Raw genomic sequence first — 19,167 nt, forward strand, 5'->3', positions numbered from 1 at the left:
CGACCTGGCTCGACTACTACAACCTAGACAGGCACCACCTCGGCATCGGAGGCCGCACCCCCATCGACCGAATCAACAACGGTCGAGGTCAGTACAGCTAGACACCCAGTCCGACCCGGAGGCTGGATCAATTCGCCAGTCGCCGTCCTTCCAGACGAGCTTTACCGACAACGAGCCGGCAGCCTGATCTGGAACGCCTGCTCGAAGCTCGATCACGGCAGACTCGTCGTCGAATGCGACGATGCGGTAGCCCATGAACTGGATGCTCGCCAGGTCCGCGTCGGGGGTCCGGACCTTGGCGCCGTTCTCTACTGCCTCGACATGCTGGAGGGTCTCATCCTTCAGCGGGCCGTCGAGCAGCGCGTACTCCAGCAGCGCTCGTGTGCCTTTCCCAGGGGCGTCCACGTTCCCGTGCACAACGTAGTGATAGGTGGCGAGGAGGGCGCCGGTCTGTGTCTGGGCGAAGCCCACACGGTATCCGTCGCGCTCGGTGCAGGGACCGGCGCCGTCGACGATCGGCAGAGCTGCCCACCTAACTTGAGTCATGCGGCGGAGCCGTGGACGACCTCGAAGGAGCAGGAATGGCAGCCCCCGAACGCCCGCAGCAGCGCCCGCAGCGTCCTCAGATCGTCCTGGAGGTGGCCGAGCGGATCCGCCTGACCCCGCACCTCGTGCGGATCGTCGCCGGTGGGCCGGGCATCTCTGCCGTCGAGGACAACGGATCCACCGACGCGTACACGAAGATGCTCTTCGCTCCGCGCGAGGCAGGGCTCACGCCGCCGTACGACATGGACCAGCTGCGCGCCCTGCTGCCGATCGAGATGCTGCCGACGCGCCGCACCTACACGATCCGCCGATTCGACCTGGATGCCGGACAGATCTGGATCGACTTCGTGACGCATGGCGACGAGGGTATCGCCGGGCCCTGGGCGGCGTCGGCGCAGCCGGGGGACCCGGTCGTGCTCGGTGGGATCGGCGGCGGGTACGCCCCGGATCCGGATGCCGACTGGCACCTGCTGGCGGGCGACGAATCGGCGATCCCGGCCATCGCCTCGGCGCTGGAGGCGATGCCGGCGGATGCTGTGGGCACAGCCTTCCTCGAAGTGCAGAACGAGTCCGAGCAGCTCGAGCTGACCGCGCCGGCGGGCGTCGAGGTGCGCTGGCTGCACCGTGGCGACCATGCTGCCGGCACGACCGACCTGATCGTCCACGCCGTGCGCGAGCTCGAATGGCGAGACGGCCGCGTGCAGGTCTTCGCGCACGGCGAGCGGGGCGCCATGAAGACGCTGCGCCCGCATCTGACCGACGAGCGGGGAGTGGACCGCTCGCAGCTGTCATTGTCGGCGTACTGGGCGCTGGGCCGCATCGAGGACGCGTTCCAGGCTGAGAAGCGCGAGGCGATCGGTCAGATCTGAGCGGCCACCGCGGTCGCGCGGGAGCGTGGGACAATGGAGGCATGTCCTCCCCCGAACCCCGTGAGACCGTCGAAGCGACTGTGCGGCGCGTGCCGCGCTACGGCGTGTTCATGGCGATCGGCGTCGTGCTCGGCATCATCGCCGCCGGCATCCTGACGATGGTTGGCAGCTACGAGCCGTCCGAGGTGCTCGACGTCGTCTACCCACCGGGCCAGGTCTTCGGATTCGCGCTGCTGTGGACGGTGCCGATCGGCATCGCGCTCGGCGGGCTCGTCGCCATCCTGCTCGAGCGCATCGCCCGTCGCCACGACCGCGTGGTGCGCGTCGACCGCGAGACGGTCATCGAGCAGGACTGACCGCTACGCCAGCTCGCCGATGATCGGTCGGATGGCGGCGTCGAAGGCCACGACGTCGCGCCGCATCCCGTCCGTCACGGCGACCGTGAGCGCGCCGATCCACCAGATCCCCCGCTGCGAGAACGGCAGCACCTGCACGTTCAGCTCGAACGAATGGGCGCGCCGTCCCACCTCGCGCTCGAACTCCGCGATCGCACTGGCGTAGGCGCGGTAGGCGCCTCCCCCGGTGGCGGTCTTCATCGTGTCGAAATACCTGCCCCGGGCCTTCTGCGCGTACTGCAGAGCGGATGGCGCGAGCGGAGCGATCGCCTCGCGCAGCTCATCCGCGCCGGTGGTGGGGAGCGCGACCAGCGTGTCGAAGCCGTCGATGAGCTCGAGCGGGACGTCGGACGGGTGCGCGCGCGGCTCGACGGTCATGTCCCAGTACTCCCGCCACTGCTCCTCGAGCGCGGGCGTCGCGTCCGCGGCATCCGGCGCGCGCACCGGCAGGTCGCGCAGTGCGGGCAGGTCGTCGGGCACTCGGATGCCGAGCATCTGCCGCAGCGCGAGCGCGATGAGCACCGGCACTCCGGCGTCTTCGCGGATCAGCCACTGCGGCTTGTCGGACATGGCCCCATCCTATGGAGGTCAGTCCGGCAGGGAAGGGCAAGCGGGAAACTCAGTGGGTGTGCGGCCGGTAGTCTTGTCTCGTGGCTGCCTCCCCCACCAACCCCTATTCCGAAGCCGGTGTCGACACCGCTGCCGGCGACCTCGCCGTCGAGCTGATGAAGTCGTCGGTGCGCGCGACGCACGGCCCCGAAGTGCTCGGGGGAGTCGGCGGCTTCGCCGGCCTCTTCGACGCGAGCGCCCTGCTCGGCTACACCAAGCCGCTGCTCGCGACCAGCACCGACGGCGTCGGCACGAAGGTCGCGATCGCGCAGGCCATCGACAAGCACGACACGATCGGGCAGGACCTGGTCGGCATGGTCGTCGACGACATCGTCGTGGTCGGCGCCAAGCCGCTGTTCATGACCGATTACATCGCGTGCGGCAAGGTCGTCCCCGAGCGGATCGCCGACATCGTCCGCGGCATCGCCGACGCCTGCACGGCCACCGGTACCGCGCTCGTCGGCGGCGAGACCGCCGAGCACCCCGGGCTCCTCGGCCCGCGCGACTACGACGTCGCCGGGGCTGCGACAGGCGTCGTCGAGGCGGATGCCGTGCTCGGCGCCGATCGCGTCCAGGACGGCGACGTCGTCCTCGCGCTGGCATCGAGCGGCCTGCACTCCAACGGCTACTCGCTCGTGCGTCACATCATCACGGGTGCGGGCATCGGCTACGGCGACAACGCCGCCGACTTCGGCGCGACGTGGGGCGAGGCGCTCCTCGAGCCGACCCGTCTGTACACCCTGCCGCTGCTGCGCCTGATCGATGCGCTCGCCGACGGCAGCATCCACTCGCTCAGCCACGTCACCGGCGGCGGCATCGCCGCCAACCTCGCCCGCGTCCCGCCCGTCGGCAGCTGGGCGGAGGTCGACCGTTCGACGTGGTCGCCGAGCCCGGTCTTCCGCGTGCTCAGCGACATCGCCGGCACGCCCCTGGAAGAGACCGAGGGCACCTGGAACCTCGGGATCGGCTTCCTCGCCGTGATCGAGGCGGGTCAGAAGGATGCTGCGATCGCGGCTCTGGCCGCCGAGGGCATCGACGCCTGGCAGGTCGCCACGGTCTCCACCGGCGCGCGTCCTGCCGGTGCATTCGAAGAGGGCGCCAAGGGCGTCGACGGCGGAGCGGTGCGGCTGGTCGGCTCGTACCGGGACAGCGCCCGCGGCCACAACTGAAGAACGGATGAAGTAACACCCCATGTGCGGAATCGTCGGAATGGTCGCAGGCGGCCCCGTCAACCAGGACATCTACGACGCACTCCTGCTGCTGCAGCATCGCGGGCAGGACGCGACCGGCATCGCCACCGCCGAGTCGAACGGCATCATGCACATCGCCAAGGCCGAGGGCCAGGTGCGTGAAGCCTTCCGCACCCGCGACATGCGATCGCTGCTCGGGAACGTCGGCCTCGGCCACGTCCGCTACGCGACCAAGGGCACGGCATCCAGTGAGGAGGAGATGCAGCCGTTCTACGTGAACGCCCCGTACGGCATCGTCCTCATCCACAACGGCAACCTCACCAACACCCGTGAGCTGACCGCCGACATGGCCAGGCGCGACCGCCGGCACCTGAACTCCTCCAGCGACACCGAGCTGCTGCTGAACGTGCTCGCCGGCGAGCTGCAGCACACCACCAGCGACGTCGACCTCGACCCGGAACGCATCTTCGAGGCCGTCGGGCGCACCCACGAGCGCATCGAGGGCGCCTACGCGGTGATCGCCGTGATCGCCGGCTACGGGCTGCTCGCCTTCCGCGATCCGTTCGGCATCCGTCCGCTCATCCTCGGGCGGCGCAGGCGCGTCGAGGCCGACAGCGCGAGCCGCGACGAATGGATCGTCGCGAGCGAGTCGCTGGTGCTCGAGAACGGTGACTACGAGGTCGTGCGCGAGGTCGCCCCCGGCGAGGCCGTCTTCATCACGAATGACGGCGAACTGTTCACCCAGCAGTGTGCGGCGGACCCGAAGCTCTTCCCCTGTGCATTCGAGTACGTCTACCTCGCCCGCCCCGACTCGATCATGAACGGCATCGCCGTGTACGAGTCCCGGCTTCGCATGGGTGAGCGGCTCGCCGACACGATCGCCAAGCACGTCCCGCGCGACAAGATCGACGTCGTCATGCCGATCCCGGACTCCGCACGGCCGTCCGCGATGGAGGTCGCCCGCAAGCTCGGCATCGAGTACCGCGAGGGCTTCTACAAGAACCGCTATGTGGGCCGGACCTTCATCATGCCCGGGCAGGCCGTGCGCAAGAAGAGCGTCCGGCAGAAGCTCAACGCGATGTCGACCGAGTTCCGCGGCAAGAACGTCCTGCTCATCGACGACTCGATCGTGCGCGGGACGACGAGCAAGCAGATCATCCAGATGGCGCGGGATGCCGGCGCCCTCTCGGTCACGTTCGCCTCGGCCGCGCCGCCGGTGCGCTTCCCGCACGTCTACGGGATCAACATGCCGTCCAAGCACGAGCTCATCGCCCACGGACGGACGATCCCCGAGATCGCCGCGGAGCTCGGCGTCGACCACCTCGTGTACCAGGAGGTCGATGACCTGAAGGCGGCGATCATCGAGGGCTCCGAGGTCGCCGACCTCGACATGAGCTGCTTCGACGGACGCTACGTCACCGGAACGGTCACCGAGGAGTACCTCGACTGGGTGGAGAGCTCGCAGTCGTCGTGAGCACCGCCGCGCCCTTGTGGCGGGGGCGGGCTCTGGCCGTCCTCGGCATCCTCCTGTGCGCGTTCTCGTTGCGCTCGGCCGTGGCGTCGCTGTCGCCGGTTCTCGATCACATCGCCGCGGACTTCGAGCTGCCCACCGCGGTCGTCGGGCTCATCGGCACCGCGCCGCCGGTGTGCTTCGCGGTGTTCGGACTGTGCACGCCGCTGCTCGAGCGGCGATTCGGCATCGAGCGAGTGACGATCATCGCCTTGATCGTGATCGCCGCAGGGCTCGTGCTGCGCGGACTCGCGTTCGACGCGACCGGACTGCTGCTCACCTCCGCCCTCGTCTTCGCCGGGATCGGGATGGGCAACATCCTCGTGCCGCCGCTGGTCAAGAAGTACTTCCCCGACCGCATCGGCATGATGCTCACGCTCTACACGACGGCCATGGCGCTGTCGACGTTCCTCCCGCCGCTGGTCGCGGTGCCGGTGGCGGATGCCGCGGGCTGGCGGGCCTCGCTGGGACTGTGGGGTGTGTTCGCGCTCGCCGGTGCCGTGCCGTGGATCCTGATGCTCGTGTCCGGGCGCGCCGCGTCGCAGCCCGAGCCGGTCGCGCAGCCGGAGACCGTCGCACGGACATCGCCTGCGGGCTTCTCCGATCCCGCCGAACTCGCGACCGGTCCGATCGTCGTGGCGCCGGCCGACTCGCAGGTGTTCTTCCGGCTGCTGCGACTGCCGCTCGCCTGGGCGATCGCCGTGGTGTTCGGCACGTCATCGACCATGGCCTACGTGTCGTTCGCGTGGCTCCCGGCGATCGTCACCGACACCACCGGGGTGTCGGCGACCGTCGCCGGCCTCCTGCTGTCGCTGTTCGCGATCATGGGACTGCCCGCCTCGTTGCTCGTGCCGACGCTCGTGGTGCGCTTCCAGGCGACACGGACGCTGTTCCTCGTCGCCGTGGGGTGCGGGCTCGTCGGCGTCACCGGTCTCCTGTTCTGGTCCGACGCGGTCACGGTCTGGCTGTGGGTCGCCCTCTTCGGGCTCGTCGGCATCCTGTTCCCGCTGGCGCTCGTGCTCATCAGCATCCGTGCCCGCACGACGCAGAGCGCCGTGGCGCTCAGCAGCTTCGTGCAGAGCACCGGCTACATCTTCGCGGCCGTGTTCCCGTTGCTCGTCGGAGTTCTGCACGAGGCGACCACCGGATGGACGGTGCCGCTGATCGTCCTGGCCGGGGTTCTCGTCATCGCGATCCCGTTCGGTGTCATCGCCGGCCGCCGTCGCACGATCGAGGACGAGTGGGAGGCGCGGTACGGGCGCTGGTGATCAGCGGATGCCGCGGCGTGCGGTCGTGCGACCCCTCAGGCGTACGACAAAGACCCCGCTGCCACGGCAACGGGGTCGACGAGTCGGTGGGCTCAGGCCCTCTCGAGCTCGTCTTCGTCTTCGTCCGCGTACTGGTCGGCCCACTTGTCGACGTAGGCGTTCTCGTCGTCCGACGGGTGACCCAGTTCGCGCTCGAGCGCGGAGTAGTTCACCGACGGACTGTACGCCTTGAGTTCGCGGGCGATTTTGGTGTGTTTCGCCTTCTGACGGCCACGGCCCATGCGCGAGACCCCCTAACGAGTTCAGCTGCCGGGCGAACTGGCGCCCGGGGCATTTCACGACACCGGCGTGCGGCCGGTAAGAGTAGCATTCAGAATAGCACGAGGGCCAGGTCCTCTGGCCTTCGCCGGCAGGTGAAGGGAACGATCATCATGACAGACCAGGCCTCCTCCCCGTCCGACGAACTGGCCCAGAACGCCGAGCTCCAGAAGGCCGTGATCGTGGGCATGCAGCCCGATCAGGCCGGTCACGTGCTCGATGAGGCCGCGCGCTACGCGAAGCTGCTGGGAGTGCCCCTCGTCGTCGCCCACGTCGACGTCACGCGCTTCGTCACGTACGAGGATCCGGACGGCTACGTGCACTCCGCGCCCATCGATCTGAACATCGAGGCCGGGGCCGCGGAGTTCGAGGCGGTGCAGGCTGCGGCGGCGACCGCTCTGAAGGGCACCGACCTGAAGTGGACGGCACGTCAGCTCGTCGGCGACCCGGCTCTGGCGATCAAGCAGCTCGCGAACAAGCTCGACGCGCAGCTGATCGTCGTCGGCACCCGCAAGCGGGGCCTGGGCGAATCGATCCGCGAGTTCTTCACCGGCTCGGTGGCCGCCCGGCTCGCCCACCGGCAGCACCGCTCTGTTCTCGTGGTGCCGCGGGAGGACGCGGTTCCGGACGACCAGCCCGAGATCTGGACCGAGTAGCGCCGTCCAGCCCCGCACAGACCCCGCGTCAGCGACGAGACCCCGTCGTACACGCGTCGCTACGGCGGGGTCTCGTCGAGAAGACGGGGTCTCTGGATGATTCAGCGCTCGGGGGAGTCGAGCGCGCGCGTGACGGCGTGCGCTGCGGCATCCAGCGCGTTCTCGAGTTCGGTGACGACGGTCGCTGCAAGTACCCCGCCGCGGGCGACGTGCGTGCGCAGGTCGGTCCGCACCTGGGCGCGGAAGGCGTTGACCGCGGCATCCGCCCTGTGCAGCTGTTCGCGGCTGCCCGCCCGCTCGTCGCCCGTCGGCGTCGAGGTCGGCAGACGCGACTGCGCCGCCGTGCGTTCTGCGCCTGCTGCGGCGGCGAGGTCGGCGCGCAGGCTCTTCATCGCCGACTGCACGCTCTGGCGCACCTCGTTGGCGATCAGCCGGACGGAATCGGCGAGTCCCGATTCGATCCCGGCGAGGTCCCCCTCGCGCTCGGCGAGCTCGGCGCGTCCGGCATCGGTGATCGCATAGATCGTGGTGCGGCCGTCGACGGTCTTGGTGACCAGGCCCTCCCCTTCGAGCTTCGCCAGCCGAGGGTAGATGGTGCCGGCGCTCGGCGTGTACGTGCCGCCGGTGCGGTCGGTGAGCGCCTGGATGATGCCGTATCCGTGCTGCGGCGCCTCGGCGAGCAGCGACAGCAGGTACAAGCGCAGGTCGCCGTGCGAGAAGACGGCCGGGGTCACGAGTCCCACTCCTCATCGTCAGCGACGGTCGTGAGTGCCCGGCGCAGCACCGTGGTGTCGCCCGAGACGGAGTTCGAGCGGACGTCGACGAAGGACCCGGCCAGCTCGCCCGTGGATCCGGTGAAGCTCGTCGGTCCGGAGGTTCCGCGGTCGATGCCGTCGATCGTGACCTTGCCGCTCAAGGAGCGCACGACGTAGTTCGCCGGCAGGGTCTCCTCGAGTCGGATCGTGCTGTTGCCGGAGACCGTGTTCAGGTTGATGGCGCCCACGGCACCGGAGGCATCCACCCAGATACTGCCGGAGACCGTGTCGACGGTCGCCTTGCGCACGGATCCGGTCAGTGCGACGTCGCCCGAGACGCTGTTCGCGTTCGCGGTACCCGTGAGGCCGCGCACCTGTACGTCGCCGGAAACGGAGTTCAGAGTGAGGTCGCCGGTGTGGGTGTCGACGATGATGTCGCCGGAGACGGTGTTCAGGCGCGCGTTGTTCGCGAGGCCCGACACGAGGGCGCCGGCGCTGACGACGCCGAGGTTCAGGGCGATGCTGCGGGGGACGGCGATGCTGACCTCGGCCTTCGGTCCGCCGGAACCGAAGTTGCGGAAGACCTCGAGGAAGTTGTCCCAGCCCAGCTGCGGGTGGTCGATCTCGATCTGGGTGCCGTCGGATTCGATGCGGAGGTCCTTCACGGTGACGCCGCTCACCTCGATGCGGATGCCGGGGTCGTCGTGGGCGATGACGTCGACCTGCCCGCCGACCAGGCCGACCTTGAGTCGGGTCGCCTGGGCGATGTCGATGACGCGTTCCTCGCCGGGGGCGATGAGCCACTTCTCGGTCATGTTCTCTCCTGAGTTCGTTGAATCGCGATATATCGCGTTAAAGAGAGTAACACGATATATCGCGACTTCGTCAAGATCCTTCGAGATTTGCCTTGACCTTGACGTAACGTCAACTTCTACCGTTGAAGTATCGAGAACGGAAGGGATGCTGTGAGCGCACAGGACTGGTCGATCCAGGAGATCGCGAAGCTGGCGGGAACCACGAGCAGAACGCTGCGTCACTACGACGACATCGGACTGCTCGCCCCGTCGCGCGTCGCCGAGAACGGCTATCGGCACTACGACCAGGCGGCCCTCGTCCGTCTGCAGCGGATCCTGCTGCTGCGCGAGCTCGGGCTCGGGCTGCCGCAGATCTCTGAGGTGCTCTCCCGCGAGGGAGTGCGCGAAGCATCCGCTCTCGAGACGCACCTCGCGTACCTGCGCGAGGAGCAGAATCGGCTGTCGCGGCAGATCGCGGCGGTCGAATCGACCATCAACGCACTGAAAGCAGGTGAATCTCTCATGGCAGAGAACATGTTCGACGGGTTCGATCACACCCGGTACAAGGAAGAGGTCGAGGAGCGCTGGGGCAAGAAGGCCTACGCCGACGGCGACCGCTGGTGGCGGAGTCTCTCCGCCGACGAGAAGGCCGAGTGGCAGCAGCGCGTCTCGGATCTCTCCCGCGACTGGGCCGCCGCCGCCGAGAGCGGCGCGGCACCCGAGTCCGATGAGGCCCAGGCGCTCGCGAAGCGCCACGTGGACTGGCTGACAGGTGTGCCCGGCACGCCGACATCCGCCCTTCGACAGGCTCAGGGACCGAATGCTGAGGTCAAGGCGTACGTCACGGGACTCGGTGAGATGTACGTCGCCGACCCGCGCTTCGGCGCGAACTACGCCACGGCCGACGGCAGCACACGCGGCGCGGAGTTCGTCCGCGACGCGCTGCGCACCTACGCCGAGGCGAACCTCTGATAGCCGGCGTCCCACCAGTCGAGCACTCGCGTGCCGATCAGGGTCAGCCAGCGCGACGGCTCCCCTTCCCCGACATCGACGTCGAACCACGTCCATCCGGGGAGGGGAGTCGTCTGCAACCAGGTGCCGTCCGGCTGCCTCATCGAGCGCACGAGCTCGACGGCTTCGTGCATCCGCGCATCCGGGGCTGAGCCCTCTGCGAGCGACGCATCCCGGAAGTGATCGAGCGCCGTCAGTGCGCTGTACCGATGCCTGTTCGGGTAGACGAACTCCGTCACGAAATCCCCCACGATCTCCCCGGTGGACGCCCGCCGCATGAGCCCCGTTCGAGCAGATACTCCTCGCCGCCGTGCCGTGCCTCGCGCATCGAGAGGTCGCCTGTGAACAGCCCGTAGGCGAGGATGCCGCGCACGGCGTTGAGCGTCGAGTGGAAGGAGGAGCGCACCGAGTCGCCCTCCTCGGCCTCGCAGTTCCACCCGCCGTCCGCGAGGCGGTGCGCCGGGAACCACCCGGCCAGGCGCGAGACATCGGCGCCGAGCCACGCCCCGGCTGCGAGCGTGTACGAGTTGATGCAGACGTCGACCTCGCCGCCCCAGAAGGGCATGTCGTCGTGCTCCCACGGGCAGCTCTCCGCGAGCCTGCTGACGATGCCCTCGAGTGCTGCGGCATCCACGCCCCATTCGCGCAGGTCCTTGAGCGACCAGCTCGTCGCGACCCACGGCTGGCCCGGCTCCTCGCGCTCGTCGCTGTCGAAGAACCCGGCCGGGAAGTGCGCGCCGCCCGCCCAGCGGCCGTCCGCGTCCTGCTTCGCCAGCAACGCTGCGCCGAAACCCTCCGTCGCGACGCGCTCCCGCGTCGCCTGCCACACCTCCTCAGGCGCCCCGACCAGGTCGCGTTCGACCTGGCAGCGGATCGCCGGGTCGGAGTCGAGAAGCCATTCCAGGGTCTGTGCGGAAGCCGGCATGCCCCGCAGGCTACTCCGCTCGCGGCGTGCACGGGAGGAGATCTCACGAAACGGAGTGCGGTGCGCCCGGCATCCGTCCTCCCGTCCGTGAGATCTCCTCCGGATCGAGGCGGGCGGATGCCCGGACTAGAGTTGCCGCGTGACCCTCCGCCGGCTGCTCCTCGTCGTGATCGGCGGGATGCTGGGCACGGCGGCACGGCTCGGCATCGGACTGCTGGTGCCCGACGTCGGCGGATTCCCCGTCGCGACGCTGATCGCGAATGCTGTCGGGGCGCTGCTCATCGGCATCCTGGCCGTACGGCTGCCTGGCTCCTCGGACCGCCGGGTCTTCCTCGGCACCGGCATCCTTGGCGGCTTCACGACATACAGCGCCTTCGCCGTCGGCACGGTCGAGCTCTGGTCGCAGGCGCCGCTGCTCGCCGCAGCGTACGCGGCCCTCACCATCGTGCTCGGCGTCGCGGCAGCCGTCGCGGGGATGCGCGTGGGCAGGAGGCGACAGGCATGACGCCGCTTGTCTTCCTGCTCGCCTCCGTCGCCGGCGGCGTCGGCGCCGGCCTGCGCTATCTCGTCGATCTCGGGATCATGTCGCTGACACGCGGGCGCTTCCCCTGGGGGATCGTCATCGTCAACCTCACCGGGTCGTTCGCGCTCGGGGTGGTCACGGCATCCGTCCCCGATGCCGCTTTCATCGTCGGGGCGGGCCTGCTCGGCGGGTATACGACCTTCAGCACGGCGATGCTCGACGCGATCGCACTGTGGCGCGACGGCGATCGACCCGCGTCGGTCGGGCACGTGATCGGAACGTTCGCCGGTGCGGTTCTCGCCGCGCTCGCCGGACTCGGCGTCGGCTTCCTGATCTGAGAGCAGTCCGACTCAGCCGGCGCACAGATCTGTTCTGTACAAACGTACATGTACAGATGTCCAGGAGGACCATGCCCGAGTCCACGCGTCGTCGTCGCGATCCCGAGGCCCGGCGGAGCGCGATCGTGCTCGCCGCGGCCGAGCTGATCGTCGAGGTCGGCGTCGACGCGATCACCCATCGCCTCGTCGCCGCGCGCGCCGATGTGCCCCTGGGTGCCACGACGCAGTACTTCGACACGCTCGACGATCTGCGTCAGGCCGCGCTGGCGCTGCTGGTCGAACACGTCGAAGCGCACCTGCAGCGGATGCGCGACGCGCTCGCCGCCGACGGCGCCTCCGCCGCGTCGATCGCCGAGTTCGTCTCTGCCGCGCTGACCGATGCGCCGGCCGTGCACGCCGACCGCGCTGTCGTCACCGCCGCCGTGCACGACCCGAAGCTCCGCGAGCTCATCCGCACGTTCTCGCACGCGATCATCGGCATGCTCGAACCCGCGCACGGGGCGGAGCGGGCGACGGCTGCAGCGGTCTTCCTCGACGGCGTACTGTGGCACTCGCAGATCAACGACGTTCCGCTGCCTCGCCACATCATCGAAACAGCGCTCGCCGGCATCCTCGCAGGCGACCAGAGCACCACCTGACCCAGAGAGAACCATTCGTGTCGAAACTCGCCGTTCTGAGTCTGCGCAACCGTGCGCTGATCGCCCTCATCACGATCGTCGCCGCCGTGTTCGGCGGGCTCGCCCTGACGAACCTCAAGCAGGAGCTCATCCCCTCGCTCGAGCTGCCGTCGCTCGTCGTCATGACGACCTACCCCGGAGCATCCCCCGAGGTCGTCGAGAACGATGTCTCCACGCCCATCGAGACGGCGATCCAGGGGGTGCCGGGGCTCGAGGAGACCAGTGCGACGAGCACGACGAACGCCTCGATCATCCAGGCCACGTTCACGTACGGCGAGAACCTCGCGACCGCCGAGCAGAAGATGCAGCAGGCGATCAACCGGATCTCCTCCACGCTGCCCGACGACGTCGAGCCGCAGGTGCTCTCGGTGTCAATCGACGACTTCCCCGTGATTCAGGTCGCGGTGACCGGGTTCGCGGATGCCGAGACCGCGCAGGCCGATCTCGAGAACGTCGCCGTCCCCGCGCTCGAGGACGTCGACGGCGTGAACGCCGCCGAGATCATCGGCGGGCTCGGGCAGCAGATCACGATCACGCCCGACCAGGCCGAGCTCGCCGCAGCCGGCGTCAGCACACAGGCGATCCGCGACGCGCTCGATCAGAACGGCACCCTGTTCCCCGGCGGCGACATCACCGAGAACGGCGAGACGCTGACGGTGCAGACCGGCGCGAAGATCACCTCGGTCGACGAGCTCGCGGCGCTCCCGCTGGTCGGAACGGATGCCACGATCGCCGACGTCGCGACCGTCGAGCTGACCACGGAGCCGGTGACCTCGATCTCGCGCGTCAACGGCGAAGAGGCGCTGACGATCTCGATCACCAAGCTCCCCGCGGCGAACACCGTCGAGGTCTCCGACGGTGTCATCGCCGCGATCGACGAGCTGAAGGCGACCTTCCCCGATGCGGAGTTCACGGTCGTCTTCGACCAGGCGCCGTTCATCGTGCAGTCGATCGAGACGCTGGCCACCGAGGGCCTGCTCGGGCTCGTGTTCGCGGTGATCGTCATCCTCGTGTTCCTCCTGTCGATCCGCTCGACGCTCGTGACGGCGATCTCGATCCCGACGAGCGTGCTCATCACCTTCATCGGGCTCCAGGCGTTCGGCTACTCGCTGAACGTCCTCACCCTCGGCGCCCTGACGATCGCGATCGGACGCGTGGTCGACGACTCGATCGTCGTGATCGAGAACATCAAGAGGCACTATGTCGGCGATGCCGACAAGGGCGACGCGATCCGCCTCGCCGTGAAGGAGGTGGCCGCGGCGATCACGGCATCCACCATCACGACGGTCGCGGTGTTCCTGCCGATCGTCTTCGTCGGCGACATGGTCGGCGAGCTGTTCCGGCCGTTCGCGATGACGGTCGCGATCGCGATGGTCGCATCGCTCCTCGTGGCGCTGACGATCGTGCCGGTGCTGGCGTACTGGTTCCTCAAGCCCGGCAAGGAGCTCACGGATGCCGACGGCCAGGTGATCGACCCCGAGCATCCGGATGCCCCGCCCACACCGCTGCAGCGCGGCTACCGACCGATCCTGCACTGGACTCTGAAGCACTCCGGACTCACGGTGATCATCGCCGTCGTCGTGCTCGGCGCCACGCTCGCGGCGGCGCCGCTGATGAAGATCAACTTCCTCAGCGACACCGGTCAGAACACCATGACCGTGACGCAGGACCTCGGCCCGTCCGCGAGTCTCGAGGCCAAGGACGAGGCTGCCGCCGTCGTCGAGGACGCCCTGGAGGGCATCGACGGCGTCGAGAACATCCAGGTGTCGATCGGTTCGAGCGGTTCGGCGCTGCGCGACGCCTTCTCCGGCGGTGCCGGGGTCACGTACTCGATCATGACGGAGTCGGGCGTCGACCAGGAGAGGCTCCGTGCCGATGTGCAGGATGCCGTGGACGGTCTCGAGGGCGTCGGCGAGATCAGCGTCGCGGCCTCCGCCGGATTCGGGTCCACCGACATCGAGGTCGACATCACCGCACCGAACAGCGAGGCGCTCTCGGATGCTGCGGATGCCGTGACCGCCGAGCTCGAGGGACGCGACGGCATCGGCCAGGTCACGAACAACCTCGCCGCATCCCTGCCCTACATCGCCGTGGTCGTCGACCGCGACGAGGCTGCTGCGCGCGGGCTGAGCGAGGTCTCGGTCGGATCGCTCGTGTCCAGCACGATGCGCCCGCAGCAGATCGGCTCGGTCGAGCTCGACGACACCGCGTTGACCGTGTATCTCGCGGCATCCGAACCGCCGGCGACGATCGACGAGCTGCGCACGCTCACGATTCCGACCGCCACCGGGCTCATCGAGCTGCAGGACGTCGCGACCGTCGAGCAGGCCGAGGGGCCGACGTCGATCACGACCGAGCAGGGCCGGCGGACCGTCACCATCACGGTGCCGCCGTCGTCGGACAACCTCGCCACCGCCACGGCGTCGGTGAACGCGGCGCTCGAGGCCGTGGATCTGCCGGACGGCGCGTCCGCCTCGGTCGGAGGCGTCGCGTCGCAGCAGGCCGACTCGTTCTCGCAGCTCGGACTCGCGATGCTCGCCGCGATCCTCATCGTCTACGTCGTCATGGTCGCCACCTTCAAGTCGCTGCGCCAGCCGCTGCTGCTGCTCGTGTCGGTGCCGTTCGCCGCGACCGGCGCGATCCTGCTGCAGATCGTGACGGGCGTCCCGCTGGGCGTGGCATCGCTGATCGGCGTGCTGATGCTCATCGGCATCGTGGTCACGAACGCGATCGTGCTCGTGGATCTCGTGAACCAATACCGCGAGAAGGGTCTGTCGACGGCGGATGCCGTGATGGCCGGCGGTGAGAAGCGTCTGCGCCCGATCCTCATGACGGCGCTCGCGACGATCTTCGCGCTTACGCCGATGGCGCTGGGGATCACCGGGCACGGCGGGTTCATCTCGCAGCCGCTCGCGATCGTGGTGATCGGCGGTCTCGTGTCGTCGACCGTGCTGACGCTGATCGTGCTGCCGACCCTCTACAACCTCGTCGAGGGTGCGCGCGAGCGCCGGGCCGCCCGCAAAGCGGGGCCCGATGCCGCGGCGTCGGGCGGCAGCGACGATCCCGCGCCGGAGGACCCGGACCACCCGGACCACCCGCTCACGCGTCGGGAGCTGCGCGAGCACCACTGACCCATCCGCACAGACCTCCTCTAGCTACGAGACCCCGTCGTATTCACGTCGATACGGGGAGGTTTCGTAGGCACGGAGAGGTCTGTGGGAGGAGGCGTGCGTGCGGGAGGCGCGCGTGCGTGCGGGCGGGGCGGGGCGGGGGCTCAGCCGAGCTCGATGCCCCACTCCAGCGTCCAGGTCTCGCCGGGCGCCAGGCGCCGGATGCCGAGACCGCTGTTGAACGCGTCGGCGGGAGCCGTCATCGGCTCGATGGCGACGGCGAGGTCCTGGCCGGGGTACGCCTCGGTCGTGTACACCTGCACGTAGTCGAAGCCCTCGCCCTGCCAGAGCGTGAGCCGACGGCCGTCGGGTGCGGCGAGGGTGTGCCGCACGCGTCCGTCCGCGTCGCGGTCGAGGTCGGTGAAGCCGGTGTCGAGGTCGACGTCTCCGAGCCGCACGCCGTCGCGCAGCGACTCGGGCGCCGGTGAGGTGCCGGTCGGCAGCATCCGATCATCGACGTCGAACTGGGTCGCAGCCGGAACACGCAGCACGAGCTCGCGCGGATCCGCGTCGCCGATCGTGATGAACGGGTGGGTGCCGAGCGCGACCGGCGCGCTCTCGGAGGACCGGTTCGTGAGCTCGTGCGTGACCAGGACGCCGGCAACCGTCAGCGTGTACGTGACCGTCGTCGCGACCTCGTACGGGTACCCCGTCTGCGGGTGGATCGTCGCGCTCAGGGTGACCGCGGCATCCGTCTGCTCGATCCCGTAGGCGGTGAAGCGCAGCAGCCCGTGGCTCGCGTTGCCGAACTTCGGCTCGGTGATCGCGAGCTGGCGCACCGTGTCGCCGTCGGACCACCTGCCGTCGCGGATGCGGTTCGGCCACGGTGCGAGGACGACACCGGAGCACGACGGGGTCGGCACGTCCTCGGGATAGCGGGCGACGAGGTCGACCCCGCAGATCGCGAGGCCGCGCAGGGATGCTCCGACCTGGGCGATCTGCGCCGTCACAGCGCCGCGGGTCAGGTGGATCTGGGTTCCGGTGGGGGAGAGGGAGGTCACCTGCACATCGTACGAGGGCTCTCCCAGGTGCGTCCGGTAGGCTTGGGGCGTCGGCTTCGGGCACCCGCGTCACGCGGGGGATCTGAATCAAAGTGTGAGCCCAGGGGCCGATGGTTCATAAACCATCACATGAATGGCCCCGGCCGATGGATGCTCGGGTATGTCCGCCGTGCGCTGATCTCTGTGCGCCGCCCGCGGATGCTGTTCTCGTGTCAGAGACAGTCAGGAAACACCATGCCCAAGAACGGCAAGCCCAAGGGCGGTCGCCCGTCCCGCAACTTCGAGCCGCGCTACGCGAAGAAGACCTCGTTCCACGACCGTCACGCCGGCGGGCGGCCCGGTGCCGGTCGCCCCGATCGTGATAACCGTGACGAGCGCACGGATGCTGGCGACCGCGGCTTCTCCTCCGACCGCAGCCGCACGTCCGATCGCGGCTTCGACCGCCGCCCCGGCAGCAAGAGCCCTTCGACAGGCTCAGGGCAGGCCGGGCGGCGGCCTGGCAGCCGCAGCCCGAGTCATCGCGGCTACCGCCCCGCCGAGGCCGACGGCGGCGCGCCCAAGCGCCGCTGGACCGACCAGGAGCGCGCCGGTCGCGACGAGGCTCGCGGCATCCGCGGCCGCGCCGCGTCCGGACGCCGCGAGGCACCCCATCACCGCGACGAGCGCTCGCAGGACTCCCGCGGCTCGTACGGCGAGCGTCCGCGCTACGGCAATGACCGCGCCGCCGGCGACCGCCGGTACGAGGACCGTCCCCGCCGCGACGAGCGCGGCGGCGACCGCCCCCGCTTCCAGGGCGACCGCCCTCGTTTCCACAGCGACCGCAGCGACCGCCCTCGCTACAACGATGACCGCAGTGGCGACCGTCGGTCGTTCAACAACGATCGCAATGACCGCGCCGCCGGCGACCGTCGGTCGTTCAACGATCGCAATGAGCGCGGCGGCGACCGTCGGTCGTTCAACAACGATCGCGATGACCGTGGCGGCGATCGTCGGTCGTCGGGTCGCGACGATCGTCCGGCTCGCGACGACCGTCGGTCGTTCAACCGTGACGCTCGTCCGGCCCGGGATGACCGTCCGGCTCGGGATGGTCGTCCGTTCACGAACGACCGCAACGAGCGCCCGCGCCACAACGACGACCGTCCGCGCTTCGACCGCGACGAGCGCCCCGCACGCGATGACCGCCGTCCGTTCACCCGTGACGACCGCACCCGTCGTGATGACCGTCCCCGTTTCGACCGCGACGACCGACCGCGTCGCGACGACCGGGGCGCGACTGACCGCGCCCGCCGTGACGACCGCGCGCAGCGTCCGAGCCGCGACGACTGGAACAAGCAGGCTCCGGCGCGCTTCGAGCCGACCGAGGACGTCGTTCACGAGCGCCTCGAGGCCCAGGTCGTCGCCGCCCCCGAGGTCGAGGGCACGACGTTCGCCGACCTCGGACTCGGCTCGAACATCGTCGAGACGCTGACGAACATGGGCGCCACCGCGCCGTTCCCCATCCAGGGCGCGACGATCCCCTCGATCCTCGAGGGGCGCGACGTGCTCGGCCGGGGCCGTACCGGCTCGGGCAAGACCATCGCGTTCGGGGCGCCGCTCGTCGAGAGCATCCTGACCTCGCAGGCCGGCAAGCGCCGCGAGATCGGCCGCGCGCCGCGCGCGATCATCCTCGCGCCGACGCGTGAGCTCGCGCTGCAGATCGACCGCACGGTGCAGCCGATCGCCCGCAGCGTCGGCCTGTTCACCACGCAGATCTACGGCGGCGTGCCGCAGGGACGCCAGGTCGGTGCGCTCAAGAAGGGCGTGGACATCGTGATCGGCACGCCCGGTCGCGTCGAGGATCTCATCAACCAGGGCAAGCTCGACCTGTCCGACTGCCGCATCGCCGTGCTCGACGAGGCCGACCACATGTGCGAGCTCGGCTTCGTCGAGCCCGTGCAGCGGATCCTCCGTCACACGCAGGAGGGCAGTCAGAAGCTGCTGTTCTCGGCGACGCTCGACCGCGAGGTCGCAGCCCTCGTCGACGAGTTCCTCGTGGACCCCGCCGTGTACGAGGTCGCCGGCGAGGACCAGGACTCGAGCACGATCGACCACCGCGTGCTCGTGATCGACCACCGCGACAAGGCCGAGATCCTCACCTCGATGGTCGACCGCGACGGCAAGACGCTCGTCTTCGCCCGCACCCGCGCTTACGCCGAGATGCTCGCCGAGCAGTTCGAGGATGCCGGCATCCCGGCCGTCTCGCTGCACGGCGACCTGAACCAGGCCAAGCGCACGCGCAACCTGCAGAAGATGACCTCGGGTCGCGTGAACGTGCTCGTCGCGACGGATGTCGCAGCCCGCGGCATCCACGTCGACGACATCGATCTGGTGATCCAGGCCGATGCTCCCGACGAGTACAAGACCTACATGCACCGTGCCGGCCGTACCGGCCGTGCGGGTCGCTCGGGCCGGGTCGTCACGCTCATCACGCGTCAGCGTCAGCGCCGTATGAACGAGCTGCTCGAGCGCGCCGAGATCGACGCGCCGTTCGAGCCGGCGCGCCTCGGCGACGACGTCATCGAGGAGCTCGCTGGACGCATGCCGTCCGACGCCGACCTCACCGCCTGATCGCT

General features: G+C 69.3%; 18 protein-coding genes and 1 pseudogene. 12 read left to right on the top strand and 7 right to left on the bottom strand.

Going from position 1 to position 19,167, the window contains the following annotated elements; all coding sequences use genetic code 11:
- Positions 1–72 precede the first annotated feature (72 nt).
- Positions 73–588, bottom strand: coding sequence for a DUF8175 domain-containg protein (locus HWX58_RS07700; RefSeq protein WP_508619501.1), 516 nt, complete (start codon positions 586–588; stop codon positions 73–75).
- Between HWX58_RS07700 and HWX58_RS07705 the strand changes: the two genes are divergently transcribed.
- Positions 582–1,415, top strand: coding sequence for a siderophore-interacting protein (locus tag HWX58_RS07705; protein ID WP_175986655.1), 834 nt, complete (start codon positions 582–584; stop codon positions 1,413–1,415). The genes HWX58_RS07700 and HWX58_RS07705 overlap by 7 nt on opposite strands.
- A 41-nt stretch (positions 1,416–1,456) precedes the next feature.
- Positions 1,457–1,771: a potassium transporter Trk gene (locus HWX58_RS07710; protein ID WP_175986657.1), complete on the top strand. Its 315-nt coding sequence runs from the start codon at positions 1,457–1,459 to the stop codon at positions 1,769–1,771.
- 3 nt (positions 1,772–1,774) lie between these two features.
- On the opposite strand, the gene HWX58_RS07715 is transcribed toward HWX58_RS07710, so the two are convergent.
- Positions 1,775–2,380, bottom strand: coding sequence for a zinc-binding alcohol dehydrogenase (locus tag HWX58_RS07715; protein ID WP_175986659.1), 606 nt, complete (start codon positions 2,378–2,380; stop codon positions 1,775–1,777).
- Positions 2,381–2,460: 80 nt separating this feature from the next.
- On the opposite strand from HWX58_RS07715, the gene purM reads away from it, so the two are divergent.
- From purM to HWX58_RS07730, 3 genes are read left to right on the top strand one after another with little or no spacing between them, the layout of a single operon-like run.
- A complete protein-coding gene (gene purM, locus HWX58_RS07720) occupies positions 2,461–3,588 on the top strand; it encodes a phosphoribosylformylglycinamidine cyclo-ligase (protein WP_175986661.1) in 1,128 nt (375 codons plus the stop codon).
- A 22-nt stretch (positions 3,589–3,610) separates the two neighbouring features.
- On the top strand, positions 3,611–5,083 hold the full coding sequence (purF, locus tag HWX58_RS07725; protein WP_175986663.1) for an amidophosphoribosyltransferase: 1,473 nt from the start codon (positions 3,611–3,613) through the stop codon (positions 5,081–5,083).
- Positions 5,080–6,387, top strand: a complete 1,308-nt coding sequence (locus HWX58_RS07730) for an MFS transporter (protein ID WP_175986665.1) — start codon at positions 5,080–5,082, stop codon at positions 6,385–6,387. The genes purF and HWX58_RS07730 overlap by 4 nt, the downstream gene beginning before the upstream one ends.
- Positions 6,388–6,479: 92 nt before the next feature.
- Here HWX58_RS07730 and HWX58_RS07735 read toward each other — a convergent pair whose 3' ends face one another.
- The gene (locus tag HWX58_RS07735; protein WP_175986667.1) at positions 6,480–6,668 is read right to left on the bottom strand and encodes a DUF3073 domain-containing protein; all 189 of its coding nucleotides are present in this window, start codon (positions 6,666–6,668) and stop codon (positions 6,480–6,482) included.
- Between the two features lie 150 nt (positions 6,669–6,818).
- Here HWX58_RS07735 and HWX58_RS07740 point away from each other — a divergent pair, with 150 nt between their 5' ends.
- On the top strand, positions 6,819–7,361 hold the full coding sequence (locus HWX58_RS07740; protein ID WP_175986670.1) for a universal stress protein: 543 nt from the start codon (positions 6,819–6,821) through the stop codon (positions 7,359–7,361).
- A gap of 101 nt (positions 7,362–7,462) precedes the next feature.
- On the opposite strand, the gene HWX58_RS07745 is transcribed toward HWX58_RS07740, so the two are convergent.
- Both HWX58_RS07745 and HWX58_RS07750 read right to left on the bottom strand, forming a co-directional pair.
- Positions 7,463–8,095 (bottom strand): PadR family transcriptional regulator, encoded by a 633-nt coding sequence (locus HWX58_RS07745; RefSeq protein WP_175986673.1) that lies wholly within the window; start codon positions 8,093–8,095, stop codon positions 7,463–7,465.
- Complete coding sequence (locus HWX58_RS07750; RefSeq protein WP_175986675.1) at positions 8,092–8,931, bottom strand: DUF4097 family beta strand repeat-containing protein; 840 nt, start codon at positions 8,929–8,931, stop codon at positions 8,092–8,094. The genes HWX58_RS07745 and HWX58_RS07750 overlap by 4 nt, the downstream gene beginning before the upstream one ends.
- 150 nt (positions 8,932–9,081) lie before the next feature.
- On the opposite strand from HWX58_RS07750, the gene HWX58_RS07755 reads away from it, so the two are divergent.
- The gene (locus HWX58_RS07755; RefSeq protein WP_175986677.1) at positions 9,082–9,882 is read left to right on the top strand and encodes a MerR family transcriptional regulator; all 801 of its coding nucleotides are present in this window, start codon (positions 9,082–9,084) and stop codon (positions 9,880–9,882) included.
- Here the strand turns inward: HWX58_RS07755 and HWX58_RS07760 are convergent.
- A pseudogene (locus tag HWX58_RS07760) lies at positions 9,861–10,846 on the bottom strand (squalene cyclase). The gene HWX58_RS07755 and the pseudogene HWX58_RS07760 overlap by 22 nt on opposite strands.
- 139 nt (positions 10,847–10,985) lie before the next feature.
- On the opposite strand from HWX58_RS07760, the gene HWX58_RS07765 reads away from it, so the two are divergent.
- The 4 genes from HWX58_RS07765 (at position 10,986) to HWX58_RS07780 (ending at position 15,515) form a co-directional block, all read left to right on the top strand.
- Positions 10,986–11,351 carry a fluoride efflux transporter FluC gene (locus HWX58_RS07765; protein ID WP_227529914.1) on the top strand — a complete coding sequence of 122 codons (366 nt, stop codon included), beginning with the start codon at positions 10,986–10,988 and terminating at the stop codon, positions 11,349–11,351.
- On the top strand, positions 11,348–11,707 hold the full coding sequence (locus tag HWX58_RS07770; RefSeq protein WP_175986680.1) for a fluoride efflux transporter FluC: 360 nt from the start codon (positions 11,348–11,350) through the stop codon (positions 11,705–11,707). Before HWX58_RS07765 ends, HWX58_RS07770 begins: the two co-directional genes overlap by 4 nt.
- A gap of 71 nt (positions 11,708–11,778) precedes the next feature.
- The gene (locus HWX58_RS07775) at positions 11,779–12,345 is read left to right on the top strand and encodes a TetR/AcrR family transcriptional regulator (RefSeq protein ID WP_175986682.1); all 567 of its coding nucleotides are present in this window, start codon (positions 11,779–11,781) and stop codon (positions 12,343–12,345) included.
- Between the two features lie 17 nt (positions 12,346–12,362).
- Positions 12,363–15,515, top strand: coding sequence for an efflux RND transporter permease subunit (locus HWX58_RS07780; RefSeq protein ID WP_175986684.1), 3,153 nt, complete (start codon positions 12,363–12,365; stop codon positions 15,513–15,515).
- Positions 15,516–15,658: 143 nt separating this feature from the next.
- Here HWX58_RS07780 and HWX58_RS07785 read toward each other — a convergent pair whose 3' ends face one another.
- The gene (locus HWX58_RS07785; protein ID WP_175986686.1) at positions 15,659–16,555 is read right to left on the bottom strand and encodes an aldose 1-epimerase family protein; all 897 of its coding nucleotides are present in this window, start codon (positions 16,553–16,555) and stop codon (positions 15,659–15,661) included.
- A gap of 234 nt (positions 16,556–16,789) precedes the next feature.
- Here HWX58_RS07785 and HWX58_RS07790 point away from each other — a divergent pair, with 234 nt between their 5' ends.
- The gene (locus HWX58_RS07790) at positions 16,790–19,162 is read left to right on the top strand and encodes a DEAD/DEAH box helicase (RefSeq protein WP_175986688.1); all 2,373 of its coding nucleotides are present in this window, start codon (positions 16,790–16,792) and stop codon (positions 19,160–19,162) included.
- Positions 19,163–19,167: the final 5 nt, after the last annotated feature.

It is taken from the genome of Microbacterium tenebrionis (assembly GCF_903645325.1).
GTDB classification, from domain to species: Bacteria; Actinomycetota; Actinomycetes; order Actinomycetales; family Microbacteriaceae; genus Microbacterium; species Microbacterium tenebrionis.

Coding starts and splice junctions, on each gene's coding strand:
- HWX58_RS07705 (WP_175986655.1), top strand. CDS start 582: ATGGCAGCCCCCGAACGCCCGCAGCAGCGCCCGCAGCGTCCTCAGATC.
- HWX58_RS07710 (WP_175986657.1), top strand. CDS start 1,457: ATGTCCTCCCCCGAACCCCGTGAGACCGTCGAAGCGACTGTGCGGCGC.
- HWX58_RS07715 (WP_175986659.1), bottom strand. CDS start 2,380: ATGTCCGACAAGCCGCAGTGGCTGATCCGCGAAGACGCCGGAGTGCCG.
- purF (WP_175986663.1), top strand. CDS start 3,611: ATGTGCGGAATCGTCGGAATGGTCGCAGGCGGCCCCGTCAACCAGGAC.
- HWX58_RS07735 (WP_175986667.1), bottom strand. CDS start 6,668: ATGGGCCGTGGCCGTCAGAAGGCGAAACACACCAAAATCGCCCGCGAA.
- HWX58_RS07740 (WP_175986670.1), top strand. CDS start 6,819: ATGACAGACCAGGCCTCCTCCCCGTCCGACGAACTGGCCCAGAACGCC.
- HWX58_RS07750 (WP_175986675.1), bottom strand. CDS start 8,931: ATGACCGAGAAGTGGCTCATCGCCCCCGGCGAGGAACGCGTCATCGAC.
- HWX58_RS07770 (WP_175986680.1), top strand. CDS start 11,348: ATGACGCCGCTTGTCTTCCTGCTCGCCTCCGTCGCCGGCGGCGTCGGC.
- HWX58_RS07775 (WP_175986682.1), top strand. CDS start 11,779: ATGCCCGAGTCCACGCGTCGTCGTCGCGATCCCGAGGCCCGGCGGAGC.
- HWX58_RS07790 (WP_175986688.1), top strand. CDS start 16,790: ATGCCCAAGAACGGCAAGCCCAAGGGCGGTCGCCCGTCCCGCAACTTC.